Origin of the sequence: Streptosporangium saharense, assembly GCF_014203715.1 — a bacterium.
GTDB classification, from domain to species: domain Bacteria; phylum Actinomycetota; class Actinomycetes; order Streptosporangiales; family Streptosporangiaceae; genus Streptosporangium; species Streptosporangium saharense.
Window position 1 is genome coordinate 705,929 of sequence record NZ_JACHJP010000003.1, and the last position, 26,098, is coordinate 732,026.

General features: G+C 70.1%; 24 protein-coding genes. 22 read left to right on the plus strand and 2 right to left on the minus strand.

The features are described from left to right. Nucleotides 1-12 precede the first annotated feature (12 nt). The 19 genes from FHS44_RS19230 to FHS44_RS19320 all read left to right on the plus strand — a co-directional run bounded on the left by FHS44_RS19230 (nucleotide 13) and on the right by FHS44_RS19320 (nucleotide 19,898). Nucleotides 13-927 carry a phosphatidylinositol mannoside acyltransferase gene (locus tag FHS44_RS19230; RefSeq protein WP_184716450.1) on the plus strand — a complete coding sequence of 305 codons (915 nt, stop codon included), beginning with the start codon at nucleotides 13-15 and terminating at the stop codon, nucleotides 925-927. Nucleotides 928-964: 37 nt separating this feature from the next. Further along, nucleotides 965-2,086 (plus strand): glycosyltransferase family 4 protein, encoded by a 1,122-nt coding sequence (locus FHS44_RS19235; RefSeq protein ID WP_184716452.1) that lies wholly within the window; start codon nucleotides 965-967, stop codon nucleotides 2,084-2,086. Between the two features lie 3 nt (nucleotides 2,087-2,089). Next, nucleotides 2,090-2,629, plus strand: a complete 540-nt coding sequence (locus tag FHS44_RS19240) for a LemA family protein (protein ID WP_184716454.1) — start codon at nucleotides 2,090-2,092, stop codon at nucleotides 2,627-2,629. 82 nt (nucleotides 2,630-2,711) lie between these two features. After that, a complete protein-coding gene (locus FHS44_RS19245; protein WP_312863723.1) occupies nucleotides 2,712-3,725 on the plus strand; it encodes a DUF3048 domain-containing protein in 1,014 nt (337 codons plus the stop codon). 161 nt (nucleotides 3,726-3,886) lie between these two features. After that, a complete protein-coding gene (pdxS, locus tag FHS44_RS19250; RefSeq protein WP_184716456.1) occupies nucleotides 3,887-4,801 on the plus strand; it encodes a pyridoxal 5'-phosphate synthase lyase subunit PdxS in 915 nt (304 codons plus the stop codon). A gap of 130 nt (nucleotides 4,802-4,931) precedes the next feature. Then, the gene (locus FHS44_RS19255; protein WP_184716458.1) at nucleotides 4,932-6,593 is read left to right on the plus strand and encodes an alkaline phosphatase D family protein; all 1,662 of its coding nucleotides are present in this window, start codon (nucleotides 4,932-4,934) and stop codon (nucleotides 6,591-6,593) included. A gap of 82 nt (nucleotides 6,594-6,675) precedes the next feature. Then, on the plus strand, nucleotides 6,676-7,092 hold the full coding sequence (locus tag FHS44_RS19260; protein ID WP_184716460.1) for a MarR family winged helix-turn-helix transcriptional regulator: 417 nt from the start codon (nucleotides 6,676-6,678) through the stop codon (nucleotides 7,090-7,092). A 29-nt stretch (nucleotides 7,093-7,121) separates the two neighbouring features. Then, a complete protein-coding gene (locus FHS44_RS19265; protein WP_184716462.1) occupies nucleotides 7,122-8,345 on the plus strand; it encodes an MFS transporter in 1,224 nt (407 codons plus the stop codon). Nucleotides 8,346-8,391: 46 nt separating this feature from the next. Continuing rightward, nucleotides 8,392-8,982 (plus strand): pyridoxal 5'-phosphate synthase glutaminase subunit PdxT, encoded by a 591-nt coding sequence (gene pdxT / locus FHS44_RS19270; protein WP_184716464.1) that lies wholly within the window; start codon nucleotides 8,392-8,394, stop codon nucleotides 8,980-8,982. Nucleotides 8,983-8,985: 3 nt separating this feature from the next. Continuing rightward, nucleotides 8,986-9,738 (plus strand): YebC/PmpR family DNA-binding transcriptional regulator, encoded by a 753-nt coding sequence (locus FHS44_RS19275; protein ID WP_184716466.1) that lies wholly within the window; start codon nucleotides 8,986-8,988, stop codon nucleotides 9,736-9,738. Between the two features lie 66 nt (nucleotides 9,739-9,804). Further along, on the plus strand, nucleotides 9,805-10,962 hold the full coding sequence (locus FHS44_RS19280) for a GNAT family N-acetyltransferase (protein WP_184716468.1): 1,158 nt from the start codon (nucleotides 9,805-9,807) through the stop codon (nucleotides 10,960-10,962). An 88-nt stretch (nucleotides 10,963-11,050) separates the two neighbouring features. Beyond that, nucleotides 11,051-11,635 carry a crossover junction endodeoxyribonuclease RuvC gene (gene ruvC / locus FHS44_RS19285; RefSeq protein WP_184716687.1) on the plus strand — a complete coding sequence of 195 codons (585 nt, stop codon included), beginning with the start codon at nucleotides 11,051-11,053 and terminating at the stop codon, nucleotides 11,633-11,635. Beyond that, nucleotides 11,632-12,252, plus strand: a complete 621-nt coding sequence (gene ruvA, locus FHS44_RS19290) for a Holliday junction branch migration protein RuvA (RefSeq protein ID WP_184716470.1) — start codon at nucleotides 11,632-11,634, stop codon at nucleotides 12,250-12,252. The genes ruvC and ruvA overlap by 4 nt, the downstream gene beginning before the upstream one ends. A gap of 28 nt (nucleotides 12,253-12,280) precedes the next feature. After that, complete coding sequence (ruvB, locus tag FHS44_RS19295) at nucleotides 12,281-13,360, plus strand: Holliday junction branch migration DNA helicase RuvB (protein WP_184716472.1); 1,080 nt, start codon at nucleotides 12,281-12,283, stop codon at nucleotides 13,358-13,360. A 227-nt stretch (nucleotides 13,361-13,587) separates the two neighbouring features. After that, on the plus strand, nucleotides 13,588-13,956 hold the full coding sequence (gene yajC, locus FHS44_RS19300) for a preprotein translocase subunit YajC (RefSeq protein WP_184716474.1): 369 nt from the start codon (nucleotides 13,588-13,590) through the stop codon (nucleotides 13,954-13,956). A 119-nt stretch (nucleotides 13,957-14,075) separates the two neighbouring features. After that, nucleotides 14,076-15,830, plus strand: a complete 1,755-nt coding sequence (gene secD / locus FHS44_RS19305) for a protein translocase subunit SecD (RefSeq protein WP_246435621.1) — start codon at nucleotides 14,076-14,078, stop codon at nucleotides 15,828-15,830. Next, entirely contained in the window at nucleotides 15,827-16,882 is a 1,056-nt protein-coding gene (gene secF / locus FHS44_RS19310; RefSeq protein WP_246435622.1) for a protein translocase subunit SecF, read from the plus strand. Before secD ends, secF begins: the two co-directional genes overlap by 4 nt. 65 nt (nucleotides 16,883-16,947) lie before the next feature. Beyond that, nucleotides 16,948-17,466, plus strand: a complete 519-nt coding sequence (locus FHS44_RS19315; protein ID WP_184716478.1) for an adenine phosphoribosyltransferase — start codon at nucleotides 16,948-16,950, stop codon at nucleotides 17,464-17,466. Between the two features lie 239 nt (nucleotides 17,467-17,705). Beyond that, nucleotides 17,706-19,898: a RelA/SpoT family protein gene (locus FHS44_RS19320; RefSeq protein ID WP_184716691.1), complete on the plus strand. Its 2,193-nt coding sequence runs from the start codon at nucleotides 17,706-17,708 to the stop codon at nucleotides 19,896-19,898. A 76-nt stretch (nucleotides 19,899-19,974) separates the two neighbouring features. Here FHS44_RS19320 and FHS44_RS19325 read toward each other — a convergent pair whose 3' ends face one another. Continuing rightward, the gene (locus FHS44_RS19325; RefSeq protein WP_184716480.1) at nucleotides 19,975-21,204 is read right to left on the minus strand and encodes a DUF349 domain-containing protein; all 1,230 of its coding nucleotides are present in this window, start codon (nucleotides 21,202-21,204) and stop codon (nucleotides 19,975-19,977) included. Between the two features lie 60 nt (nucleotides 21,205-21,264). Further along, nucleotides 21,265-22,128: a peptidylprolyl isomerase gene (locus FHS44_RS19330; RefSeq protein ID WP_184716482.1), complete on the minus strand. Its 864-nt coding sequence runs from the start codon at nucleotides 22,126-22,128 to the stop codon at nucleotides 21,265-21,267. 148 nt (nucleotides 22,129-22,276) lie between these two features. Here FHS44_RS19330 and FHS44_RS19335 point away from each other — a divergent pair, with 148 nt between their 5' ends. From FHS44_RS19335 to aspS, 3 genes are read left to right on the plus strand one after another with little or no spacing between them, the layout of a single operon-like run. After that, complete coding sequence (locus FHS44_RS19335) at nucleotides 22,277-22,972, plus strand: MBL fold metallo-hydrolase (protein ID WP_184716484.1); 696 nt, start codon at nucleotides 22,277-22,279, stop codon at nucleotides 22,970-22,972. Between the two features lie 3 nt (nucleotides 22,973-22,975). Next, nucleotides 22,976-24,241, plus strand: a complete 1,266-nt coding sequence (gene hisS, locus FHS44_RS19340) for a histidine--tRNA ligase (RefSeq protein WP_184716486.1) — start codon at nucleotides 22,976-22,978, stop codon at nucleotides 24,239-24,241. Then, entirely contained in the window at nucleotides 24,238-25,974 is a 1,737-nt protein-coding gene (aspS, locus tag FHS44_RS19345; protein WP_184716488.1) for an aspartate--tRNA ligase, read from the plus strand. The genes hisS and aspS overlap by 4 nt, the downstream gene beginning before the upstream one ends. Nucleotides 25,975-26,098: the final 124 nt, after the last annotated feature.

Here is a 26,098-nt window from a genome sequence, read left to right on the forward strand (position 1 = left end):
TCGGGAAAAGCGATGACAGGCAAGCCCTCCCTCCAGGATCGTCTCGTCGCCGCGGGGTTCGGCGCGGGCTGGGCGATCGTCCCCCACCTGCCGAAACGCCTCACGGCCTGGGCCTTCAGGACGGCCGCCGACCGGCTGTGGAGGCGCCGTGGCTCCTCCGTCCTGCGTCTTGAGGCCAACCTCGCCCGGGTGAAGGGCACCTCGAAGGACGACCCGGCGATCAGGGAGCTGAGCCGCGAGGGCATGCGCTCCTACTTCCGCTACTTCCACGAGGTCTTCCGCCTGCCCTCCATGCCGAAGCAGGAGATCGTCTCCCGCATGCGCGCCACCGGCGTCCAGCAGGTCTACGACAACCTCGACGCGGGCCGAGGGGTCGTCCTGGCGTTGCCGCACATGGGCAACTGGGACATGGCGGGCGCCTGGTTCACCGCGGAGGGGCACCCGTTCACCACGGTCGCCGAACGGCTGCGGCCCGAGTCGCTGTTCCTGCGCTACACGGCCTTCAGGGAGGGGCTGGGCATGGAGGTGCTGCCGCTGACCGGGGGGGACGGGCACACCTTCGGCACCCTGTCGCAGCGGCTGAGGGCGGGGGGCGCGGTCGCGCTGCCCGCCGAGCGCGACCTCACGGCCAAGGGCGTCGAGGTCCAGTTCTTCGGCTCGGCCACGCGCATGCCGGCCGGGCCCGCCCTGCTGGCCGTGCACACGGGGGCGGCGCTGATCCCGGCGATCCTGTGGTTCGAGGGAGACGACTGGGGCCTGCAGTTCCACGACGAGATCACCGTCCCGGCGGAGGGCACCCGCGCGGAGAAGGTGGCGGTCGTCTCCCAGGCCCTGGCCTGCGTCTTCGAGAAGGGCATCGCGGAGCACCCGCAGGACTGGCACATGCTCCAGCGCCTCTGGCTGGAGGACCTGGAGCCCCGGACATGACCACCGTCACGGAGAACGACAGGAAGGCGGCGCGGCGGTGAGGATCGGCATCGTCTGCCCCTACACCTGGGACGTGCCCGGCGGTGTCCAGGCGCACATCCGCGACCTGGCCGAGGCCCTCATCGAGGAGGGGCACCAGGTCTCGGTCATCGCCCCCGCCTCGGAGAACGCCCCCCTTCCCGCCTACGTGACCTCGGTCGGCAGGGCGGTCCCGGTGCCCTTCAACGGCTCGGTCGCCAGGCTGTCGTTCGGCTTCCTGTCGGCCAACCGGGTGCGGCGCTGGGTGCGCGAGGGCCGGTTCGACGTGCTGCACGTGCACGAGCCCGCCGTACCGTCCGTCGGGCTGCTGGCCTGCTGGGTGGCCAGGGGACCGATCGTGGCGACCTTCCACACCTCCCACGAGCGTTACCGCTCGCTGTCGGTCACGACGCCGGTGCTCATGAGCGCGCTGGAGAAGATCAGCGGCCGGATCGCGGTCTCCGACGCCGCGAGGAAGACCCTGGTCGAGTTCATCGGCGGTGACGCGGTGCTCATCCCCAACGGGGTCGCGGTCGGCCGTTACGCCGACGCCGAGCCGCTGCCCGGCTGGGACGAGGGCGAGGTGATCGGCTTCCTCGGGCGGATGGACGAGCCGCGCAAGGGGCTGCCCGTGCTGCTCGACGCCTTCGCCATGCTCGCCGAGAAACGCCCCGGGCTGCGCCTGCTGGTCGCCGGTCCCGGGGACGCGCAGGAGGCCCTGGCGCGGGTCCCGGCCCCCTTCCGCGACCGCGTCGGCCTGCTCGGCATGGTCAGCGAGGAGGACAAGGTCCGCGCCTACCACTCGGTCGACGTGTTCTGCGCGCCGAACCTGGGCGGAGAGAGCTTCGGCATCGTGCTCACCGAGGCGATGTCCGCCGGTGCCGCGATCCTGGCCAGTGACATCCCCGCCTTCCGCAAGGTGCTCGACGACGGCCAGGCGGGGGCGCTGTTCGAGACCGGCGACGCCGCCTCGCTCGCCCGTGAGGCCGCGGCGCTGCTCGACGACCCGGTGCGCAGGGCCAAGCTGTCCGAGGGGGCGCGGCAGGCGGTGTGGAAGTACGACTGGTCGACGGTCGCCCGCGACGTGCTGCGGGTCTACGAGACCGTCGCCGGCACCACGGGCGTCGAGGAGGACGACTAATAGGTGACGACCACCCTGATCCTGGTCGTGGGCGCGATCGTGCTGCTCACCGCCGTCTACGTCTCCTGGCGGGCCGGGCGCCTGGACCGCCTGCACATCCGTCTTGAGCTGGCCCGCGAGTCTCTGGACGCCGCTCTGGTACGGCGGGCGGCCGTGGCCCTCGAACTGGCCGCCTCCCGGCTCCTCGACCCGGCGACGAGCCTGGTGCTCGCCACCGCGGCGCACGAGGCCCGCACCGCGGGTCCCGAGGAGCGTGAGCACGCCGAGAGCGACCTGTCGCGCGCGCTGCGGGCGGTCGTGGACCAGGAGCGTTTCCGCGACCGCCTGGCCGACGTTCCCGAGGGGGGTCCGTTGCTTGAGGAGCTGGACGCCGCGGTGGCCAAGGTGATCTACTCCCGCCGCTTCTACAACAACGCCGTGGACGTGACGCGCACCGCCCAGCGCCGGTGGCTGGCCAGGACCCTCAGGCTGGCCGGGCACACCGCCTATCCCGCCTTCTTCGAGATCGACGACACCCCCCCGAAGGCGCTCGCCATCGAATAGGGCGGACGGAACTCGGATATCCGGCAAGTCGGTCACAGGTAAGCTCTTGGGCGTTTCGTGGCCGATTTGAGGAGATGAGACCGTGCGGGTGCCCCGGATGATCGCCGTCGCGCTGGCGGGAGTGGCTGTTCTCGGGCCCGTGGCGGCCTGTTCCTCGAACGAGCCCGCAGCCGGAGGCAGTCCGCAGGCCGCTCCCTCCGCGTCGGAGACGCCGACCCCCGAGCCCCCGCCGACCCATCCCTTCACCGGGCTTCCCGGCGCCGCCCGCAGGCCCGTGCTCGCCGCGAAGATCGAGAACACCTCGGCGGGCAAGCCCCAGCTCGGTCTCAGGAGCGCCGACATCGTCTACGTCGAGCAGGTCGAGGCGGGGCTGACCCGGTTGATGGCCATCTTCTCCTCGAAGCTGCCGCCCAAGATCGGCCCGGTCCGCAGCGCCAGGATCTCCGACCTGCACATCCTTCCGCAGTTCGGCAAGCCCGCCCTGGCCTACTCGGGCGTCCAGACCAAGATGATCCCCAGGGTCCAGGAGGCGTCCCTGGTGGACGTCTCCGACAGCAGGGCCCCCGGCGCCTACTACCGTGAGCCCGGCCGCTACGCGCCCTACAACCTGTTCGCCACCACCAAGCAACTGCTGGCCAAGGCGCCGGGAGCCTCCAAGGCCAAGGACATCGGCTTCACCTTCGGCGACGCCCCCGAGGGAGGCGTGGACAGGAAGGCGTTCACGGTCAAGTATCCGGCGGCGCGCTTCACCTTCGCCTGGTCGCAGCAGGCGGGCAGGTGGCTGGTCTGGCAGGACGGTAAGAAGGACATGGCGGCCGAGGGCGGCCAGCTCGGCGCCCCCACGATCGTCGTGCAGTACGCCAAGACCGAACGCTCGGAGTATCACGACCTGAACCAGAGCTACACGCCCCTGGTGCACAGCGTCGGCAAGGGCAGGGCGGTCGTGCTCAGGGACGGCAAGGCGTTCAAGGCCACCTGGTCGCGCAAGACCGAGGAGGACGGCACGGTCTTCAGCACCGAGGCGGGTGAGCCGATGAACTTCGCCCCCGGCCAGGTGTGGGTCGTGCTTGCCGCACCCAAGCCTGTCATTCCCTGAAACCCGCTACGGTCCTTACCATCATGTCCAAGGAGATCGCGTAAGCGCGACAAGATGGTGTGTAAGGGCACATGCCACCCAGCGCCTACGATAGAGAACGCCGGAAACCGCCCAGGGAGGCGGACCGTGATCCGCATCCCACCCGTCGTGAGGTAGAGACCGTGTCCAGCAGCACGCCCGAAGTCACCGAGACCGCCGTCACCGGAACCGCCCGGGTGAAGCGCGGCATGGCAGAGATGCTCAAGGGCGGCGTCATCATGGACGTCGTCACCCCGGAGCAGGCCAAGATCGCAGAGGACGCCGGTGCCGTCGCCGTCATGGCCCTTGAGCGGGTCCCCGCCGACATCCGCGCCCAGGGTGGCGTCTCGCGGATGAGCGACCCCGACATGATCGACGGCATCATCTCCGCCGTCTCCATCCCGGTCATGGCCAAGGCCCGTATCGGCCACTTCGTCGAGGCGCAGGTGCTCCAGTCGCTCGGCGTCGACTACATCGACGAGTCGGAGGTGCTGACCCCGGCCGACTACGCCAACCACATCGACAAGTGGCGCTTCACCGTGCCCTTCGTCTGTGGCGCGACCAACCTGGGCGAGGCGCTGCGCCGCATCACCGAGGGCGCGGCGATGATCCGCTCCAAGGGTGAGGCGGGTACCGGCGACGTCTCGAACGCCACCATGCACATGCGCAAGATCCGCGGTGAGCTCAAGCGGCTGTCCTCGCTGCCCGAGGACGAGCTGTTCGTCGCGGCCAAGGAGCTGCAGGCGCCGTACGAGCTGGTGGCCGAGGTCGCGAAGGCGGGCAAGCTGCCCGTCGTGCTCTTCACCGCGGGCGGCATCGCGACCCCGGCCGACGCCGCGATGATGATGCAGCTCGGCGCGGAGGGCGTGTTCGTCGGCTCCGGCATCTTCAAGTCGGGCAACCCGGCCCAGCGCGCCGCGGCGATCGTCAAGGCCACCACCTTCTACGACGACCCGGACGTCATCGCCAAGGTCTCCCGGGGCCTGGGCGAGGCCATGGTCGGCATCAACGTCGACGACATCCCGGCCCCGCACCGCCTCGCGGAGCGCGGCTGGTAGGGCTGGACCACGGGAAGGCGGCGTCTTTGCGGGACGCCGCCTTTTTCATGACCGGGAACGTTAACGGCTGAGTCATGATCGTGGGTAAGGCTGGCGGTCGTCCACGTCCGACGACCCAAGAAGGGCCCCCATGTCCCGGCTCAGCCGACGCTCCTTCCTCGTCACCGGCGTCACCGGCCTCGCGGCGGCGCGCCTTGGCGCCCCGGCCACTCCCGCCGCCTCCGCCCGTCAACCGCGTTCCGACCCCTTCACCCTCGGCGTCGCCTCCGGTGATCCGAGCCCCGGCGGGTTCGTGATCTGGACCAGGCTCGCCCCCCAGCCGCTGGCCGAGGACGGCCTCGGCGGCATGCCCGACCTCCCCTTCCCGGTCCAGTGGCAGGTCTACGCCGACGTGGCGGGCCGAAGACTGGTCAGGCGGGGTACGGCTGTCGCGGACAGGCAGTGGGGACACTCAGTCCACGTCGAGATCGACGGCCTCGACCCGGGCAGGGAGTACTGGTACCGCTTCAGGGCCGGGCCGTACCTGTCGCCGGTCGGCAGGGCCAGGACCGCCCCGCACCCGCTGGCCCTCGGCACCGGCCTGACGATGGCCTTCGTCTCGTGCGCCCAGTACGAGCACGGCCACTTCACCGCCTACCGGCGCCTGGCCGAGGACGAGCCCGACCTGGTCCTGCATCTGGGCGACTACCAGTACGAGTACGCCCGCGACACCTACACCATCCCCGGCGGCAACGTCCGCGACCACGAGGGGCCCGAGACCGAGACGCTGGCGAACTACCGGCAGCGGCACGCGCAGTACAAGACCGACCCCGACCTGCGGGCGGCGCACGCGGCAGCGCCCTGGCTGGTCGTCTGGGACGACCACGAACTGGACAACAACTGGGCGGACGAGGTGCCGGAACGCCCCGAGGTCCCGCAGCCAGGCTTCCTCGCCCGGCGCGCCGCGGCCTTCCGCGCCTACTACGAGAACATGCCGCTGCGGCGCACCTCCGTCCCCCAGGGTATCGACACGCAGCTCTACCGGCGCGTCCACTGGGGAACCCTGGCCACCTTCCACATGCTCGACACCCGGCAGTACCGCGACGACCAGGGCTGCGGCGACGGCTACCGCGACTGCCCGGCCGCTACGGACCCGGCGCGCTCGATCACGGGGGAGGCCCAGGAGCGCTGGCTGCTGGACGGTTTCCGCAGGTCGCGGGCGAGGTGGGACGTCATCGGCCAGCAGGTCTTCTTCGCCCAGCGCGACAGTGACGAGGGACCCGCCAAGATCACCAGCCAGGACGCCTGGGACGGCTACGTCGCCTCGCGGCGGCGGATCACCCAGGGGTGGGTGGACGCGGGGGTGCGCAACCTGGTCGTGCTCACCGGCGACGTGCACGCCCACTGGGCCGCCGACCTCAAGCTCGACTACGACGACCCGACCACGCCGACGGTCGGCTCCGAGCTGGTCACGACCTCCGTGACCACCGGTGGCGACGGCGCCGACTCCGACCCGCGCACGCAGCCGTTCCTCAGGATCAACCCGCACCTGCGCTTCTACAACAACCAGCGCGGCTACGTGCTCACCCGGTTCGAGCCGGACCTGCTGACCGCCGACTTCACGGTCCTGCCGCAGGTACGGCAGGGCGGCGCCCAGGCGCACGTGAAGGCGACCTTCGTGGTCGAGGACCGGGTGCCCGGAGTGCGGCAGACCTACCTGCGCCCGGTCGCCCCCGCGGCGAGCAGGATGCCCATGGAGCCGGAGGCCGACCTCATCAGGGAGGTCATCGACCTGGAGACCAACCGCCCCTGACCCCAACGGGACGACGCATATCCCGCGTCGTCCCGTTTTTTCCGGAATAATGGTTAGTCAGGCTAAGTTAGACTGACTAACTATGACAACGGATGAACTCGCGGAGAGCCTCTCCAAGGAGCTGCGCCACCTGGTGCTGCTGCTGCGCCGCGCGGTCGCCGGCCAGCCGGTCACCAGCCAGCAGTACGCCGTGCTCGGCTCGCTGGAGGACGGCCCGCGCAGGATGACCGAGCTGGCCGAGGAACACGGCGTCCAGCTGCCGACCATGACCGTGCAGATCAACCGCCTTGAGGAGCCCGGCCTGGTCGCGCGGGGCGCCGACCCCGCCGACGCCAGGGTCCGCACCGTCGAGCTCACCGACGAGGGCCGCGCCCGGCTGGTGGCCGTACGGCGCGCCAGGATCGCCTATCTCGGCGACCGGCTCGACGCCCTCACCCCGGCGGAACGCGAGGCCGTCGCCGCCGCGCTGCCCGCCCTGGCCAAACTGGGCCGCCCCTGAATCCCCCTTCCTCCCAAGGAGTGCCTGCCATGTCCTCGTCCGCGCAGAAGGGTGACGGAATCCTCCGCCAGCCGATGTCCGTGTGGGCCACCGCGTTCGCCGCGGTCGTCGCCTTCATGGGCATCGGCCTCGTCGACCCGATCCTGCCCTCCATCGCCAAGGGCCTGAACGCAGGCCCGAGCCAGGTGTCCCTGCTGTTCACCAGCTACTTCCTGGTCACCGCGGTGGCCATGCTCGTCACCGGCTGGGTCTCCAGCAGGATCGGCGGCAAGCGCACCCTGCTGCTCGGCCTGGCCCTGGTCGTCGTCTTCGCCGCCCTGTCCGGCACCTCGGGCAGCGTGGCGGAACTCGTCGGCTTTCGCGCCGGATGGGGCCTGGGCAACTCCCTGTTCGTCGCGACCGCCCTCGCGGTGATCGTCGGCGCGGCCAGCGGAGGCGCCGAGGCCGCCATCGTCCTGTACGAGGCGGCCCTCGGCCTCGGCATCTCCATGGGGCCGCTGGTCGGCGCCGCCCTCGGCGACTGGAACTGGCGCGCCCCCTTCTTCGGCACCGCGACCCTCATGGCCGTCGGGTTCGTCCTCGTCGCGACCCTGCTGAGGGCCACGCCGAAGCCCGCGACGCGCACCCGCCTGTCCGACCCGCTGCGCGCCCTGGCCCACGGTGGCCTGTCCACCACGGCCTTCACCGCGTTCTTCTACAACTTCGCCTTCTTCACCGTCCTGGCCTTCACCCCCTTCGTCCTCGGCATGTCGCCGTACGGCATCGGCGCGGTCTTCTTCGGCTGGGGCGTCTGCGTGGCCCTGGCCTCGGTCTTCGGCGCCCCCGCCCTGCGGCGCGCGGTCGGCTCGGTCAACGCGCTCCACCTCGCGCTGGGCGCGCTCGCCCTGCTGCAGGTGGGCATCGCGCTGTCACAGCACGCGGGAAGCCAGGCGGGCGTCGTCGCCTTCGTCGTCCTGTCCGGCATCCCGATCGGCCTGAACAACACCGTGTTCACCGAGGCGGCCATGGAGGTCTCCGACGCGCCCAGGCCCGTCGCCTCGGCCGGATACAACTTCGTGCGCTGGATGGGCGGCGCCCTCGCCCCCTACGTCGTCACCAAACTGGGCGAGGAGGTCGGCCCCGCCGTGCCGTACCTCCTGGGCGCGGCCTGCTGCCTCGCCGGCATGACCGTCCTGTACGGCAGGCGCCACCACATGAGGAGCCTGCCGTACAGGACACCTCGGCCTGAGACCGGTTTGGGGCGGTACGCGTAGTGGCCATACGCTGAGGGGGCGTTCCGAGCCCTTGGAGAGGACCACTGTGAGCATCGCCCCGACCATCGGAGTGTTCGCCCTGCAGGGAGACGTGCGCGAGCACACGCGCGCCCTGGAGGAGGCGGGTGCCAGAGCCGTCGCCGTACGGCGCCCCGGCGAGCTGGAGAAGGTCGACGGCCTGGTCATCCCCGGTGGGGAATCGACCACGATGTGGAAACTCGCCGAGATCTTCGAGCTCCTCGAACCCCTCAGGCAGCGGATCAAGGGCGGCATGCCCGCGTACGGCTCCTGCGCGGGCATGATCATGCTGGCCGACCGGATCGAGGGCGGCATCGAGGGCCAGCAGACCGTCGGCGGCATCGACATGGTGGTCCGCCGCAACGCCTTCGGCCGTCAGGTGGACTCCTTCGAGGCCGACCTCGACTTCGCGGGCCGGGGCGCGATCCGGGCGATCTTCATCCGCGCCCCGTGGGTGGAATCTGTCGGTTCCGATGTCGAAGTGCTGGCTCGGGCCGAAGCTGGGGATAGGATCGTCGCGGTCCGCCAAGGACCGCTGCTCGCCACGTCCTTCCACCCGGAACTTACCGGGGATGTCGGTGTGCATTCATATTTTGTTGACATGGTGAGGGAGCTCTAGCCGATGTCCGGCCACTCCAAATGGGCGACGACGAAGCACAAGAAGGCCGCGCTTGACTCCAAGCGGGGCAAGCTGTTCGCCAAGCTCATCAAGAACATCGAGGTCGCGGCCCGAACCGGCGGCCCCGACCCGGACGGCAACCCGACTCTGTACGACGCCATCACCAAGGCGCGCAAGAGCTCGGTCCCGATCGACAACATCGAGCGCGCCCGCAAGCGCGGCGGCGGCCTTGAGGCCGGTGGCGCCGACTGGCAGACCATCATGTACGAGGGCTACGCCCCCGGCGGGGTCGCGGTGCTGATCGAGTGCCTCACCGACAACCGCAACCGCGCCGCCTCCGAGGTCCGCGTCGCGCTGACCCGCAACGGCGGCTCCCTGGCCGACCCCGGCTCGGTGTCCTACATGTTCAACCGCAAGGGCGTCGTGCTGGTGCCCAAGGGCTCCCTGAGCGAGGACGACGTGCTGACCGCGGTCCTCGACGCCGGTGCCGAGGAGGTCAACGACCTCGGCGACCAGTTCGAGGTCGTCTCCGAGGCCACCGACCTCGTCCCGGTCCGCAAGGCCCTGCAGGAAGCCGACATCGACTACGACTCCGCCGAGTCCAGCTTCGTGCCGACGATGAACGTCCCGCTCGACGAGGACGGCGCCCGCAAGGTCTTCAGGCTGATCGACGCCCTTGAGGACAGCGACGACGTCCAGAACGTGTGGGCGAACTTCGACGTCTCGGACGAGGTCCTGGAGAAGCTCGACGTCTGAGCGCCGGTTCCGGGCGGGACGGCCCGATTCGCCCCGCCCGGTTCGTGCCGCCTAGGTTGGGTGGCTGTGGAGCTACGTGATCTGACCGCGGACGACCTCGACGCGGTGACGGACAATCGCAGGCGGGCCTTCGGGCCGGTTTCGGAGGCGTTCCAGCGGCGCTGGGTCGAGATGGTGACCCCCGCGCTCGACGCCGGGAGATACCTCGGCCTCTTCGACGGCCCCCGCCTGGTCGCGACGAGCAGGATCAACGACTTCACCCAGTACTGGCACGGCAGGCCGATCTCCCTGGGCGGCGTCGCCTCGGTGACCGTCGCCCCCGAGGACAGGGGCAGGGGCGTCGGCAGGACCCTCATGCTGGCCACCCTCGACCGCTGCGCCCGTCTGGGGCACCCGGTCTCGGCCCTCTATCCGGCCACCACCCACATCTACCGCTCACTGGGCTGGGAGCACGCCGGGGCCATGCACCGGGCCGTGCTCGCGGCGGAGGCGCTGCGAACCATCAGACGGACCGAGGACGTCCAGGTCAGAAGGGTCGGACCCGACGACGCCGAGCAGGTGGTCTCCGTCCTGCGCGCCGTACACCTCGCCACCCGCGCGTGCGGGCCCGTCTGCTGGGACGCCGCGGTGTGGCGGGCGCGGCTGGGGAACGAGGACGACTTCGCCTATCTCGCGCACGACGGCCTCCTCGTCTACCGCTGGCAGGGCGAGGACCTGGAGGTTCCCGTCCTCGTGGCGGCCTCGGAGGCGACCGCGAGGACACTGTGGTCCCTGCTCGGCTCCTCCGCCTCGATCGCCAGGTCGGTCCACGCGGTCGTGACCCCCGACGACCCCGTCTTCTGGCTGGTCGGTGACCGTTCCGAGGACCGGGTCGGCCAGACCCGCTGGATGTTCCGCGTCGTCGACCTGGCCGCCGCGATTCGCGCGCGGGGCTTTCCGCCCGGCGTCACCCTCGACGTCGTGGTCCAGGTCGACGACCCCCAGCGGCCGGGGAACTCGGGACCCTGGCACCTGTCCGTCTCGGGAGGGGCGGCGACGGCCGAGCCCGCGGGAACGCTCCCCCCGGCCATGCCCGTCCTGACGGCCGGGGCGTTCTCCGCCCTGTTCTGCGGGGTCCCGGCCACGACCCTGCGCAGGACCGGTGGGCTGACCGGCCCCGAGGACGGCGACGCCGCCCTGGACGCGGCCTTCCAGGCCAGGCCGTACATGCTGGACCACTTCTGATAGCCGTGCGTCGGGTGCGCGCAGGCGGTAGAGTCTGGCACCGAACAGATGTTCGGCGAGTGGAGGCGTGCCGGTGCGGTTGCCCGAGCTGCGGGTGATGGGGGTCGATCCGGGGCTGACCCGGTGCGGGCTGGGTGCGGTCGAGGGGCGGCCGGGAGCGCCGCTGAGCCTGGTCAAGGTGGGGGTCGTGCGCACCCCTGCCGACGAGGAGATCGGCCCGAGGCTCGTGGCGATCGAGGAGGGCATCGAGAGCTGGCTCGACGAGGTCAGGCCGGACGCGGTCGCCGTCGAGCGGGTCTTCGCCCAGCACAACCTCAGGACCGTGATGGGCACCGCCCAGGCCTCCGCGGTGGCGATCCTGTGCGCCTCGCGCCGGGGTCTGCCGGTGGCGCTGCACACGCCCTCCGAGGTCAAGGCCGCGATCACCGGCAGCGGCACCGCCGACAAACGGCAGGTGGGCACCATGGTGACCAGGCTCCTGCGCCTCGACGAGATGCCCAAGCCCGCCGACGCCGCCGACGCCCTCGCGCTCGCGATCTGCCACGTGTGGCGGGGCGGGGTGCACAACAGGCTGGCCGAGGCGCTGGCCAGGGCGAACGACGCGACCACCACCCCGGCCGCCTACTTCCGCGGCAGGGGCAGGGCCGGATATTCGAAGGGAAACACGAAGTGATCGCCTCGGTGCGGGGACGGGTGGCCGTGATCGCGCCCGAGGGGGCCGTGGTCGAGGTCGGCGGGATCGGCGTGCTCGTCCACTGCACGCCCGGCACGCTGGCGGCGCTGCGGGTGGGGGAGGAGGCCAGGCTGGCCACCTCGCTCGTGGTCAGGGAAGACTCCCTGACGCTGTTCGGCTTCGGCACCGACGACGAGCGCTCGGTCTTCGAGATGCTGCAGACGGCCAACGGCGTCGGCCCCAAGGTCGCCCTCGCCATGCTCGCCGTGCACACGCCGAACGCCCTGCGGATCGCGGTCGCGAGCGCCGACGTCAAGGCGCTGACCAGGGTTCCCGGGGTCGGCCCCAAGGGCGCCCAGCGCATCATCGTCGATCTCAAGGACAGGCTCGGCACACCCGAGGAGGCGGTCAACGCCGCGCTCGACGGCGCCGTGGCCGTCCCGCCCTGGCGCGACCAGGTCCACTCGGGCCTGGTCGGGCTCGGATACTCGGCCAGGGACGCAGACGAGGCGGTCTCCGCGGTGGCCGTCCAGGCCGACGCCGAGGTCGCGCAGGGCCGGGCTCCCCAGGTGGCGGTGCTGCTCAAGGCGGCGCTGCGCATGCTGAGCGTCCGGTGAGACAGGACATGGGGAAGGCGGAGACGGCGTGAGCGCGGAACGGGATCTGGTCTCGTCCGAGGCCGAGGGCGACGAGCGCCTGATCGAGGCCGCGCTGCGCCCCAAGCGCCTTGAGGAGTTCATCGGCCAGGCGCGGGTGCGCGAGCAGCTCTCCCTGGTGCTGCACAGCGCGCTGCGGCGCAACCGTCCCCCCGACCACGTGCTGATGAGCGGCGCGCCAGGGCTGGGCAAGACGACCCTTTCCATGATCATCGCGGCCGAGCTGTCCGTGCCGCTCAGGATCACCTCTGGACCGGCCCTGGAACGGGCGGGCGACCTCGCGGCGATCCTGTCCACCCTCTCCGAGGGAGAGGTCCTCTTCATCGACGAGATCCACCGGATGGCCAGGCCCGCGGAGGAGATGCTCTACCTCGCGATGGAGGACTTCCGGGTGGACATCGTGGTCGGCAAGGGGCCGGGCGCGACCGCGATCCCGCTTGAGGTGGCGCCCTTCACCCTGGTCGGGGCCACCACCAGGGCGGGTCTGCTGCCCGCGCCGCTGCGTGACAGGTTCGGCTTCGTCGCGCACATGGACTTCTACGAGGCCGCCGAGCTTGAGCAGGTGCTGCACCGCTCGGCGCGGCTGCTCGGCCTGCGGCTTCCCGAGGAGGCCGCGCGGGAGATCGCCGGACGCTCCCGGGGCACGCCCCGCATCGCCAACCGGCTGCTGCGCCGGGTGCGCGACTTCGCCGAGGTCAGGGCGGACGGGGCGATCAGCAGGGACGTCGCCGCGGCGGCGCTGAACCTCTACGAGGTGGACGCCGAGGGGCTCGACCGTCTCGACCGCGCGGTCCTGGGTGCCCTGCTGGGCAAGTTCGGCGGCGGTCCCGTCGGCCTGTCCACCCTGGCGGTCGCGGTGGGGGAGGAGCCGGAGACCGTCGAGGTGGTCGCCGAGCCTTTTCTGGTACGGCAGGGCCTGCTCGCCCGCACCCCGCGCGGGCGCGTCGCGACCGCGGCGGCGTGGGTCCACCTGGGCCTGACACCGCCTCCCGGGGCCTTCGGCGCGGCGGTCGTGGCCGATCAGCGCCCTGACCTGCCCGATCTTGGGGATGACCCGGCGGCTTCCTGACGTTGAGTTACGGTGAGAAAACGCACGGGGTTGATCACAAAAAGGTGACAACCGTATCAAAATGGGAACTTCCCCGCGCGCCAGAACGTGACCTCGTTGCCGCGCTCCTAACAGCTCGCCTAAACTCCGTGGCTTGGCTGGCTGTGTAGGCTGACGTGCTGAGCGCGGCGTGGCCTCATATGACGTCCGGCCCCTGGCCGGTCATCCTTAACCGAAGGAGCGGCCCAATGGGCGGCAATTACTCCAGCCTTATCATGATCGCGCTGATGGTCGTGGTGTTCTACTTCCTGCTGATCAGGCCGCAGCGCAAGCGTCAGCAGGAGCAGTCCCAGATGCAGAACTCCCTCACTCCGGGGACCCGCATCATGACCACAACCGGGCTTTTCGCGACGGTGATCGCGATCGACGCCGACGACGTGATCCTGGAGATCGCCCCCGGCGTCGAGACCCGCTGGGTCAAGGCCGCGATCGGACGCGTGGTGGTCCCGGTCGACGACGCGCAGGACGACGATGTCAAGAATGTCGACACCGTGGATGACAATGTGGAGACCGCGCAGCCGCACGGTGACGACCATGACTCGCCGACCAAGAAGTGATGAGTAGGCTCGCCAACAATCCCTATAGCCGAAAGAACTGACGACCAGTGGCCCGACCGACCAGCGGCCAGAGCAGACCGGGGCGCGTGCTCCTCCTGCTTCTGGCGATTATTCTCGCCATGGCTGGGGTGATGTTCCTGAACAGGGCATACACCCCCGAATATGGCCTCGACCTCGCCGGCGGCACGACAGTGACGCTGCGGCCCGTCACCCCGAACGGCACGGCCCCCACCGAGGAGAGCCTGGATCTCGCCGTCGGCATCATCCGGAACAGGGTGAACGGCAGTGGCATCTCCGACGCCGAGGTCGCCAAATCCGGTGACAACATCGTCATCTCCGTCCCCGGAGTTGGCCAGGAGGAAGTCGTCAAGCTGGTCGGCACCACCGCGGAACTGCGTTTCCGTCAGGTGATGGCGGTCGCGGCCGGGGCGCCCCAGCCGCCGGGGCAGATGCCCACGCAGGCACCGACGCCGTCGGGTTCCCCCTCTTCGACGGCCCCCGCCAAGGGCGACAAGTCGCCCGCCCCGTCCGCCTCGCCCGCGGCCGAGCAGGGTGCGAAGACGCCGGAGCCGACCGCGACGGCCGCCGCGAGCCCGAGTGGCTCGCCCGCGGGCCGCGCCCTGTCGGCGGCGCTCCTCAACCCCAGCCCCGAGGCGACCCCGTCCGCCACGGGCAAGCAGGAGAGCGGCAAGAAGGGCGAGAAGGCCGAGGCCTCCCCGTCGGCCAAGCCCGGCGACCCCTCGCCCCAGCCCTCCTCTCCCGCGGACAACCCGCTGGCCGACGTGGACACCACCGGCATCGACCCGGCGGTGCTCAAGCAGTTCGAGGCCCTCGACTGTTCCAAGAACAAGGGCCAGGGCGCCCAGGACGACCCGAACAAGCAGTACGCGGGCTGTAGCCAGGACGGCAGCGCCAAGTACGTCCTCGACAAGGCCGCCGTCACCGGAAGCGCGATCGCCAGCGCCAACGCGGGCGTCGACCAGACCACCGGTGAGTGGCTCGTCCAGCTCGCCTTCAAGGGGCAGGGTCCCGACCAGTGGTCCAAGGTGACCACGACCGCGTTCAACTCCCAGCCCCCGCGCAACCAGGTCGCCATGGTCCTGGACGGTGTGATCATCTCCGCGCCGGTCATCCAGGAGCCCATCACCGGCGGCCGGGCGCAGATCTCCGGCAACTTCAACCAGGTGACGGCCAACGAGCTGGCCGGCCAGCTCAAGTTCGGCGCGCTGCCGCTGAAGTTCGAGAAGAGCTCGATCGACGAGGTCTCCTCAACCCTGGGCGCCGACCAGCTGCGCGGCGGCATGATCGCCGGTGGCATCGGCCTGGCCCTGGTGGTCATCTACTCCATGCTGTACTACCGCGGCCTTGGCGTCGTCTCGGTGCTGAGCCTGGCGACCGCCTCGATCCTGACCTACCAGGCGGTCGTGATCCTCGGTGCCTTCGCGGGCTTCCGCCTCTCACTGCCGCACATCATCGGCCTCATCGTCTCGATCGGTATCACAGCCGACTCCTTCATCGTCTACTTCGAACGCATCCGAGACGAGATGAAGGAGGGCCGCCGCTCGCTGCGGACGGCCGTCGAGGTGGCCTGGGTCCGTGCCCGCCGTACGATCCTGATCGCCGACGCGGTCATGTTCATCGCCGCCGTCGTGCTGTACTTCCTGGCCGTCGGTGGTGTGGCAGGGTTCGCCTTCGCGATGGGCCTGACCACGCTCATCGACATCGTCGTGGTCTTCCTGTTCACCAAGCCGTTCGTCACCCTGCTGGCCAGGCTGAAGTTCTTCGCCAAGGGACACAAGCTCTCCGGTCTCGACGCCGAGCGGATGAGCAGCACGACGGTCACCGGCGCCAAGACCGTTCCGCAGGAGGCATGATGTCCGGCATCGCGAGGCGGTTGTACCGCGGCGAGATCGACGTCGACTTCGTCGGCCGCAGGAAGCTCTGGTACGGCCTGTCCGCCGTGCTGCTGCTGATCTCCATCGCCGGTCTGATCTTCAACGGTGGCCTCAACCTGGGCGTGGAGTTCAGGGGCGGCTCGGTCTTCTCCTTCAAGGCGCCCAGCGCCCACATCGAGGAGGTCCGCGACACCTTCGCCGACGCGGGCGCCCACCAGGTCATCGTGCAGACGACCAACAACGGCTGGCGGGTCACCACCGACAGCATGCCCGCCGAGCAGGTGACCACGGTCCAGAAGGCGGTCGCCGAGAAGTACAGGCTGCCGCAGAACCAGGTCACCCTCCAGGTGATCGGCGCCTCGTGGGGCGGTCAGGTGGCCGACAAGGCGGTCACCGGTCTGATCGTCTTCATGCTGGCGATCATCCTGTACCTCACGGTCGCCTTCGAGTGGAAGATGGCGCTGTCGGCCGTCGTCGCGCTCCTGCACGACCTGGTGATCACCGCGGGCGTCTACGCGTGGACCCAGTTCGAGGTCACCCCGGCGACCCTGCTGGGCTTCCTGACGATCCTCGGATACTCCCTGTACGACGCGGTCGTCGTGTTCGACATGATCAAGGAGGTCACGGCCAAGCTCGGCACGACCTCCAAGATGACCTACACGCAGGCGGCCAACAACGCGCTGAACCACACGCTGATCCGGTCGCTGAACACCACCCTGGTCGCGATCCTGCCGGTGGCCGCGATCCTGTTCATCGGCACCACGCTGTTCGGCGCGGGCACGCTGAAGGACCTGTCGCTCGCCCTGTTCGTCGGCATGATCGTCGGTACGTACTCGTCGCTGTGCGTGGCCACGCCGATGCTGGTCACGCTGAAGGAGCGCGAGCCGCGTTACCAGGCCATCGCCCGCAGGCTCTCCTCCCAGGGCGGCGGGGGCAAGGGCGGCCAGACGGCCAAGAGCACCAGGCAACCGGTCCCCGCGGGGGCCGCCAACGGCTCGGCGCCCGACGGCGACAAGCGCAAGAAGAAATAGCGGGAAGTCAGCAAGGCCTCCGTCCCCGTAGAGGGGACGGAGGCTTTTCCTTGAGGGAAGTGACGATGAGTGACCTGAGCCGCCTGATCCTGGACCACGTCCGGGACATCCGCGACTACCCCCAGCCAGGAGTCCTCTTCAAGGACATCACCCCCCTGCTCGCCGACCCCGAGGCCCTGGCCGCCGTGGTGGACGGCTTCGCCGGGCTCCACCAGGTCGACAAGGTCGTGGGAATCGAGGCCAGAGGCTTCATCCTGGCCGCCCCCACGGCCTACCGGCTGGGCGCGGGCTTCGTTCCGGTGCGCAAGAAAGGCAAACTGCCAGCGGAGACGCTTGAGGCGTCCTACGATCTGGAGTACGGCTCCGCCACCATCGAGGTCCATCGAGACGCCTTCACCCCTGGAGAGCGCGTCCTGATCGTCGACGACGTGCTCGCCACCGGCGGCACGGCGCGTGCGGCGGTGGAGCTGGTCCGCAGGGCGGGTGCCGACGTCGTCGCCATCGCCGTGCTCATGGAACTGGCCTTCCTCAAAGGACGGGAACGGCTGGACGGCGTCAAGGTGCACTCCCTGGTGATTGTCTGATCCCACCCCGCCGGGGAAGGCACCCTAACCAGTCTGGATACACTGGGGGGATCTGGACTCGAACGTGAGGAGTCTGAGTGCCCCGTGATGTGGTCGTTCCCGACGTGACCGCCGACGGTGGCGGTCCCGAGACGGCCGTCCCGGCAGGCGATGCCGGTTCCGCCATGTCCGGAGCCGCCGAAGACAGGCCTGCGGTCAGGCGCAGGCTCGCCCGCTTTGGGGGACAATGGGGTGGCGCCATGAACCCGGTGCTTGAGCCGCTGTTCCGGACGGTCCGCGCGACACATCCGAAGGCCGACCTGCGGCTCATCGAGCGTGCCTACGACGTGGCCGCCTACCACCACCGTGATCAGAAGCGCAAGAGCGGGGACCCCTACATCACCCACCCGCTCGCGGTGGCGACGATCCTGGCCGAGCTGGGCACCGACGACGAGACACTGTGCGCCGCGCTGCTGCACGACACCGTCGAGGACACCGCCTACGGCCTCGACGAGCTGCGCAAGGACTTCGGCGACAACATCGCCCTGCTGGTGGACGGCGTCACCAAGCTCGACAAGGTCAAGTACGGCGACGCCGCCCAGGCCGAGACCGTCCGCAAGATGGTCGTGGCGATGTCCCGCGACATCCGGGTGCTGGTGATCAAGCTCGCCGACCGGCTGCACAACATGCGCACCATGCGCTACCTGCCCGAGCACAAGCGGCAGCAGAAGTCCCGCGAGACGCTGGAGATCTTCGCGCCGCTCGCCCACCGCCTGGGCATGAACACCATCAAGTGGGAGCTTGAGGACCTCGCGTTCGCGATGCTCTACCCCAAGCGCTACGACGAGATCGCCCGCATGGTCTCCGAGCGGGCCCCGCGCAGGGACCTGTTCCTGCAGGAGGTCATCGAGAAGGTCTCCGGCGACCTGCGCGAGGCCAAGATCCGCGCGGTGGTCAAGGGACGCCCCAAGCACTACTACTCGGTCTACCAGAAGATGATCGCCAGGGACGTCGCCTTCGACGACATCTACGACCTGGTCGGCATCCGGGTGCTGGTCGACACGGTCCGCGACTGCTACGCCGCCCTGGGAACGATTCACGCGCGATGGAACCCGGTGCCCGGCCGGTTCAAGGACTACATCGCGATGCCCAAGTTCAACATGTACCAGTCGCTGCACACCACGGTCATCGGCCCCGAGGGCAAGCCTGTGGAGCTGCAGATCCGCACCCACGGCATGCACCACAGGGCCGAGTACGGCGTGGCGGCGCACTGGAAGTACAAGGAGGACATGACCACCTCCGGTCCTCCCGGTGCGAAGCTCAAGCCGGCCAGCGACATGGCCTGGCTCAGGCAGCTCCTCGACTGGCAGAAGGAGACCGCCGACCCCGGCGAGTTCCTGGAGTCGCTGAGGTTCGACCTGTCGGTCTCCGAGGTCTACGTCTTCACCCCCAGGGGCCAGGTGATCGCGCTCCCCGAGGGCGGCACCCCGGTCGACTTCGCCTACGCGGTGCACACCGAGGTCGGTCACCGCTGCATCGGGGCCCGGGTCAACGGCCGTCTCGTGCCGCTGGAGTCGCGTCTCGGCAACGGCGACACCGTGGAGATCTTCACCTCCAAGTCGCCGGACGCCGGTCCCTCCCGTGACTGGCTCAAGTTCGTCAAGTCGGGCCGCGCCCGCAACAAGATCCGGCAGTGGTTCTCCAAGGAGCGCCGCGAGACCGCGATCGAGGCGGGCAAGGAGGCCATCGGCAGGGCGATGCGCAAGCAGGGCCTGCCGCTGCAGCGCCTGATGTCCGGAGAGTCCCTCCTGGCGCTCGCCAGGGACCTGCACTACGCCGACGTCTCCGCGCTCTACGCGGCCGTGGGAGAGGGCCACGTGGCCGCCCAGGCGGTCGTGCAGAAGCTCGTGCACTCCATCGGCGGGGTCGAGGGCGCCGAGGAGGACATCGCCGAGGTCTCGGTGCCGACGAAGCTGCGTGGCCGCCCCCGTGGCCGCGGTGGCGCGGGCGTGGTCGTCGCGGGCGACTCCGACGTCTGGGTACGGCTGTCGCGATGTTGCACCCCCGTCCCCGGGGACGAGATCATCGGCTTCGTCACCCGTGGCCACGGCGTCTCCGTGCACCGCACCAACTGCCCCAACGTGCACCAGCTGAGGACGGAGCCCGACCGTCTCGTCGAGGTCTCCTGGTCGGCGGCCGAGGACTCGGTGTTCCTCGTGGCCCTCCAGGTCGAGGCGCTCGACCGCCCGCGCCTGCTGTCGGACGTGACCCGGACACTGTCCGACCAGCACGTCAACATACTGTCCGCGTCGGTGACGACCTCCAAGGACCGCGTGGCGATCAGCAGGTTCACCTTCGAGATGGGCGACCCCAAGCACCTGGGACACGTGCTGAAGGCCGTGCGCAACATCCAGGGCGTCTACGACGTCTACCGGGTGAGCGGCGCCTCCTGAGAGCCCTGAAAGGCCCTCAGGGCCCCGCGTGCCGTACGGCGACGCGGAGCCCTGAGGGTCGGAGGGTGTCGGAGGGTCAGGAGAACTCGGCGAGCGTGCGCTCTGCCTCCTCAAGCCAGGAACGGCGGGCGGTCAAAGCCTCCTCGGCGTCCTTGGCCTCCTTGTCCCTGCCGGCCGCCTGGGCCTTGGCCAGGCGGGTCTCAAGCTGGCCGATCGACTTGCGCAGCTGGTCGACCGTGTTCTGCGCGCGGGCGCGGGCCTCGGGGTTGGAGCGCTTCCACTCGGCCTCCTCGGCCTTGCGGACCGCCTCGTCGATCTTGCGAAGACCACCTTCGAGCCGGTCGCGCTGCTCGCGCGGGACCGGGCCCGCCTCCTCCCAGCGCTCCAGGATGCCGCGCAGGGCGCCCCTGGCGGAGCGGGCGTCGGAGACGGGAAGGATCTTCTCGGCCTCGGCCAGCAGCTGCTCCTTGACCTCGGCGTTGGCCGCCAGGGAGGCGTCACGCTCGGCGAAGACCGCGGAGCGGGCCTGGAAGAACTGGTCCTGGGCGCCCTTGAAACGGCCCCACAGCTCGTCCTCGACCTCGCGTGAGGCCCGGCCCGCCGACTTCCACTGCTGCATCAGCTCGCGGTAGGCCGAGGCCGTCGCGCCCCAGTCGGTCGAGGAGGCCAGCGCCTCCGCCTCGGCGACGATGCGCTCCTTGGCCGAGCGCACGCTCTCACGCTGCTCGTCGAGCCCGGCGAAGTAGGCCTTGCGCCGCTTGGCGAAGGCCGTACGGGCCGCGGACAGGCGCTTCCACAGCGCCGCCTCGGTCACCCTGTCGATGCGCTCGGCGGCCTTCCACTCCTCGACGAGCTGGCGCAGCCGCTCCCCACCGGTCTTCCAGTGGGTGGTGTCGTCGGCGATGCGCTCGGCCTCGGCGACGATGCGCTCCTTGACGCCTCTGGCCTCGGCGCGAGCCACGTCACGGGCGGCCTTGACCTCCTCGCGGCGCTGGGCGACCAGCTCCGTGAGGCTGTTCAGCCGGCCCAGCAGTCCGTCGAGGTCGCCGACCGCGTGCGCGTCGACAATCGCCTCGCGGAGCTTGACGATCGTCGCCTCCGCCTGGGCGGGCGGCAGGTCCGTGCCGCGGACCCGCTGTTCGAGCAGCGTGACCTGTCCGGCCAGCTCGTCGAACTTGCGGTGGAAGTAGGCCAGGGCCTCTTCCGGTTCGCCGGCCTGCCAGGACCCGACGGCCCGCTCTCCCTCAGCCGTACGTACGTAGACGGTGCCGTCGTCGTCTACCCGGCCCCACGGGTCGGTGCTCACCGTGTCCTCCCGCAACTTTCATCAGCCTTTCGAGGCTATCCGCCTCTTGGATGTATTACGTCAGCTCTTGCCGGACATTGTCACGTCTTTGATTTCCACGGTTTCCTTCGGGGCGCCGGTGCCGTCCGGGCCCGGTGTGATGACACCCGCCTGGTTCACCCTGTCGATGATCTCCAACCCCTTCGTGACCGTGCCGAACGGGGTGTAGTCCGGGGGCAGCTGGGCGTCGCCGTACACGATGAAGAACTGGCTGCCGTTGGTGTCGGGGCCGCTGTTGGCCATGGCCACCACACCACGGGTGTACTTCGCGCCCTCAAGGTTCTCGTTGACGAAACGGTACCCCGGGCCGCCCTGGCCGTCGGTCTCGTTCTTGCCGTCGGCCTTGGCGAGCGGGTCACCGCACTGGAGCACGGGGAACTGCTCGGAGCCGAGACGGTGACACTTGGAACCGTTGAAGTACTTCTTCGAGGCCAGGAACGCGAAGGAGTTGACCGTGCAGGGCGTCTTCTCCGCGGAGACCTCGATGACGATGTCACCCCGGTTGGTCTTCAGGGTCATCGTCTTCGGCGTGGTGTCCACCTTCGCCGGGGGCAGGCCGACGTCCTTGGCCGCGCCGCCCTTGGTGTCGGGGACGTAGCCGCAGGTGCCGGTCGCGGGGTCGAAGGCCGCCGGGTTGGCGCCGGTGTCCGTCTCCGCCGGGCTCGCGGGCGCTGACGGGTTCTCGGAGGCGGTCGTCGCCGAGGACGTCCCACCGCCTCCCAGCAGGGTCGTCGCGGCGATCACACCGCCCACGACCACCACGACGGCCACACTCGTGCCGATGATCGCGTTGCGCTTCGTACGTGCCTCACGTTCGGCGCGCCGCTGTGTCTGCCGTTCGTAGTGCTCGCGGGCCAGTTGCTTCTGGCGGTCCTTGCCGCTCACCACTTCGCCCTCCCGAGTGCCGGAGTATCACTTATTGAGGTGGGCGAATCGTATCGGCCAATGGGTAATGGTTCGCAGCCCGCCGACCCGCACCGGTACCCTTCGGTTACATTCCCATCCGTTTTCTTGACGAGATCAGCTGAGGCAGATGCTCATCGCCGGCTTTCCCGCAGGGTCGTTTCAGACCAACTGCTACGTCGTAGCTCCCGCCGCGGGCGAGGAGTGCGTCATCGTCGATCCCGGTCAGGACGCCGTCGGTGACCTGGACGACGTGCTGCGCGAGCATCGCCTCAAGCCGGTCGCCGTGCTGGTCACCCATGGTCACATCGATCACATGTGGTCGGTCGCCCCGGTCTGCGGGGCGCGTGACATTCCCGCGTGGATCCACCCCGAGGACCGTGAGCTGCTGTCCGACCCGGGCAAGGCCCTCTCCCTGGCGGGCGGGCAGGAGCTGTTCGGCGGGCTGACCTTCTCCGAGCCGGACGACGTGCGCGAGCTGGCCGACGGCGAGGTGCTGAGCCTGGCGGGGATGGAGCTGACCGTTGACCACGCCCCCGGCCATACCAGGGGGTCGGTGACGTTCAGGCTGCCCAGGAGCGGGGAGATCCCCGACGTGATGTTCTCGGGCGACCTGCTGTTCGCCGGCTCCATCGGCCGCACAGACCTTCCCGGCGGTGACTATCCGACCATCCTGCGCAGCCTGGCGGCCAAGTGCCTGCCGCTGCCGGAGGACACGGTGGTCCTGCCGGGGCACGGACCACAGACCACGATCGGCCACGAGCGCGCCACCAATCCGTACATGGCGGAGGCGGCGCCGTACGCCGGTCCCACCAGGGGACTTTAGACAATGACTCTGCAGGCGCCCAAGGGCACCTTCGACCTGCTCCCACCACGGTCAGAGCGCGCGCTGGCCGTCAGGGAGGCGCTGACCGCCCCTGCCAGGAGGGCGGGCTACGGCTACATCGAGACGCCGGTCTTCGAGGACACCGCGCTGTTCGTGCGCGGCGTCGGCGAGTCGACCGACATCGTCTCCAAGGAGATGTACACCTTCACCGACAAGGGCGGGCGTTCGATCACGCTGCGTCCCGAGGGCACCGCCTCGGTCGTGCGGGCGGTCCTGCAGCACGGCCTGCACAACGGCAGGCTCCCGGTGAAGCTGTGGTACTCCGGCAGCCAGTTCCGCTACGAACGCGCCCAGAAGGGCCGCTACCGTCACTTCTGGCAGGTCGGGGCCGAGGCGCTGGGGGCGGAGGACCCGGCCCTTGACGCCGAGCTGATCCTGCTGGCCGCCGACGGCTACGCCGGGCTCGGCCTCACCGGGGTCAGGCTGCTGATCAACACGCTGGGCGACCGCACCTGCAGGCCCGCCTACCGCGCCGCGCTGCAGGACTTCCTGCGGGGTCTCGACCTCGACGAGCCGACCAGGGACAGGATCGAGATCAACCCGTTGCGGGTGCTCGACGACAAGCGTCCCGAGGTGCAGGCCCAGCTCGCGGGCGCCCCGCTGGTCGTCGACCACCTGTGCGAGGCGTGCAAGGCCTACCACGAGGAGGTCCGCTCGCTGCTGACGGCCTCCGGGGTCGCCTACACCGACGACCCCAGGCTGGTGCGCGGGCTCGACTACTACACGCGCACCACGTTCGAGTTCGTCCACGACGGCCTCGGCTCGCAGTCGGCGGTCGGCGGCGGGGGACGCTACGACGGGCTGAGCGAGATGCTCGGCGGCCCGCCGCTGCCCAGCGTCGGCTGGGCGCTCGGCGTCGACAGGACACTGCTGGCCATGGAGGCCGAGGGGCTGCTGGACGACGAGGCGGACGGCCCGCACGTCCAGGTGTACGGTGTGCCGCTGGGCGAGGAGGCACGCCGCCGGATGTTCCAGCTCATCACCGAGCTGCGCCGGGCGGGCCTCGACGCCGACATGTCGTTCGGAGGCAGGGGCGTCAAGGCCGCCATGAAGGGTGCCGACCGGTCGGGCGCGGGCTACGCCGTCATCCTCGGCGAGCGCGACATCGCCGCCGGGACCGCCCAGGTCAAGGACCTGGTCAGCGGCGACCAGAGCGCCGTACCGCTCGCCGAGATCGTCACGACCCTGAAGGAGAGACTGGAGAAATGATCCGCACGCACGAAGCGGGATCACTGCGCAAGGAACACGCCGGGCAGCAGGTGACGCTGGCCGGGTGGGTGGGGCGCCGCCGTGACCACGGTGGCGTGGTCTTCATCGACCTGCGCGACGCCTCAGGCTCCTGTCAGGTGGTCTTCCGCGAGGAGGACGACGCGCACGGCCTGCGCGCCGAGTACTGCGTCAAGGTCGTCGGGCAGGTGCGGGTCCGCCCCGAGGGCAACGAGAACCCCGAGCTGCCGACCGGTGCCGTCGAGGTCGTCGCCTCCGAGGTCGAGGTGCTCAGCGAGTCCGCGCCGCTGCCCTTCCCGATCGAGGGCGGCGCCGGGATCTCCGAGGAGGCCCGGCTGAAGTACCGCTACCTCGACATCCGCCGCCAGCAGGTCGCCAACGCCATGCGGGCGCGCTCCAAGGCCACCTACCTGGCCCACCAGGTGATGGACGAGCACGGGTTCGTCTACGTCGAGACCCCCACGCTCACCCGCTCCACCCCCGAGGGCGCCCGTGACTTCCTGGTGCCGGTCCGGCTCCAGCCGGGCAACTGGTACGCCCTGCCGCAGTCGCCCCAGCTGTTCAAGCAGCTGCTCATGGTCGGCGGCCTGGAGCGCTACTACCAGCTCGCCCGCTGCTTCCGCGACGAGGACCTGCGCGCCGACCGGCAGCCGGAGTTCACCCAGATCGACGTTGAGATGTCCTTCGTGGACCAGGACGACGTCATCGCGCTCGGCGAGGCGCTGATCGGCCGGGTCTGGAAGGAGACGATCGGCTACGAGCTGCCGACGCCGCTGCCCAGGATGACCTACGCCGAGGCCATGTCCCGCTTCGGCTCTGACAAGCCCGACCTGCGTTTCGGCCAGGAGCTCGTCGAGATGACGGAGTTCTTCGCCGAGACGACCTTCCGGGTCTTCCAGGCGCCCTACGTCGGCGCCGTGGTGATGCCGGGTGGCGCCTCGCAGACCCGCAAGGAGCTGGACGGCTGGCAGGAGTGGGCCAGGTCGCGCGGCGCCAAGGGGCTTGCCTACGTCCTGGTCGGCGAGGACGGCACGCTGGGCGGCCCGGTCGCCAAGAACCTGTCGGAGACCGAGACCGCCGGTCTGGCCGCGAAGGCGGGCGCCGCTCCCGGTGACGCGATCTTCTTCGCGGCCGGTACGGCTGCCGCCTCCCGTGACCTGCTCGGCGCGGCCCGCCTGGAGATCGGTCGTCGCTGCGGCCTGATCGACGAGTCGGCGTGGAGCTTCCTGTGGGTCGTGGACGCTCCCATGTTCGAGGAGGACGGTGAGGGCGGCTGGACGGCGGTCCACCACCCCTTCACCGGGCCCAAGCCCGAGTGGGCCGACAACTTCCAGGACCACCCTGGCGAGGCCCTCGCCTACGCCTACGACATGGTCTGCAACGGCATGGAGATCGGCGGCGGCTCGATCCGTATCCACCGCGCCGAGATGCAGCAGCGTGTCTTCGAGGTGCTGGGCATCTCCAAGGAGGAGGCGGAGAGCAAGTTCGGCTTCCTGCTTGAGGCGTTCAAGTACGGCCCGCCGCCGCACGGCGGCATCGCCTACGGCTGGGACCGGGTCTGCATGCTGCTGTCGGGCGGCGACTCGATCCGCGACGTCATCGCGTTCCCGAAGACGGCCTCCGGCTTCGACCCGCTGACGGGCGCGCCGACCCCGATCACGGGTGAGCAGCGCAAGGAGGCGGGCGTCGACGCCAAGCCCAAGGCCGACGCCTGAGACGCCCCTGAGAGCGACGGGGGCACCGACGGAGGCACGGCCCCGGGATGAGGAGTCCCGGGGCCGCGCCGTACCGGCTGGGGACCGTACGGCGCGGCGGGCCGGAAAGCGGGCCGGAAAGTGA

What these genes read in the sequence shown, in the direction of transcription:
- FHS44_RS19230 (WP_184716450.1), top strand. Translation starts at nt 13, where the DNA reads ATGACAGGCAAGCCCTCCCTCCAGGATCGTCTCGTCGCCGCGGGGTTC.
- FHS44_RS19255 (WP_184716458.1), top strand. Translation starts at nt 4,932, where the DNA reads ATGTCCCGGCTCAGCCGACGCTCCTTCCTCGTCACCGGCGTCACCGGC.
- FHS44_RS19260 (WP_184716460.1), top strand. Translation starts at nt 6,676, where the DNA reads ATGACAACGGATGAACTCGCGGAGAGCCTCTCCAAGGAGCTGCGCCAC.
- FHS44_RS19265 (WP_184716462.1), top strand. Translation starts at nt 7,122, where the DNA reads ATGTCCTCGTCCGCGCAGAAGGGTGACGGAATCCTCCGCCAGCCGATG.
- FHS44_RS19275 (WP_184716466.1), top strand. Translation starts at nt 8,986, where the DNA reads ATGTCCGGCCACTCCAAATGGGCGACGACGAAGCACAAGAAGGCCGCG.
- yajC (WP_184716474.1), top strand. Translation starts at nt 13,588, where the DNA reads ATGGGCGGCAATTACTCCAGCCTTATCATGATCGCGCTGATGGTCGTG.
- secD (WP_246435621.1), top strand. Translation starts at nt 14,076, where the DNA reads ATGGCTGGGGTGATGTTCCTGAACAGGGCATACACCCCCGAATATGGC.
- secF (WP_246435622.1), top strand. Translation starts at nt 15,827, where the DNA reads ATGATGTCCGGCATCGCGAGGCGGTTGTACCGCGGCGAGATCGACGTC.
- FHS44_RS19315 (WP_184716478.1), top strand. Translation starts at nt 16,948, where the DNA reads ATGAGTGACCTGAGCCGCCTGATCCTGGACCACGTCCGGGACATCCGC.
- FHS44_RS19320 (WP_184716691.1), top strand. Translation starts at nt 17,706, where the DNA reads ATGAACCCGGTGCTTGAGCCGCTGTTCCGGACGGTCCGCGCGACACAT.
- FHS44_RS19335 (WP_184716484.1), top strand. Translation starts at nt 22,277, where the DNA reads ATGCTCATCGCCGGCTTTCCCGCAGGGTCGTTTCAGACCAACTGCTAC.
- hisS (WP_184716486.1), top strand. Translation starts at nt 22,976, where the DNA reads ATGACTCTGCAGGCGCCCAAGGGCACCTTCGACCTGCTCCCACCACGG.
- aspS (WP_184716488.1), top strand. Translation starts at nt 24,238, where the DNA reads ATGATCCGCACGCACGAAGCGGGATCACTGCGCAAGGAACACGCCGGG.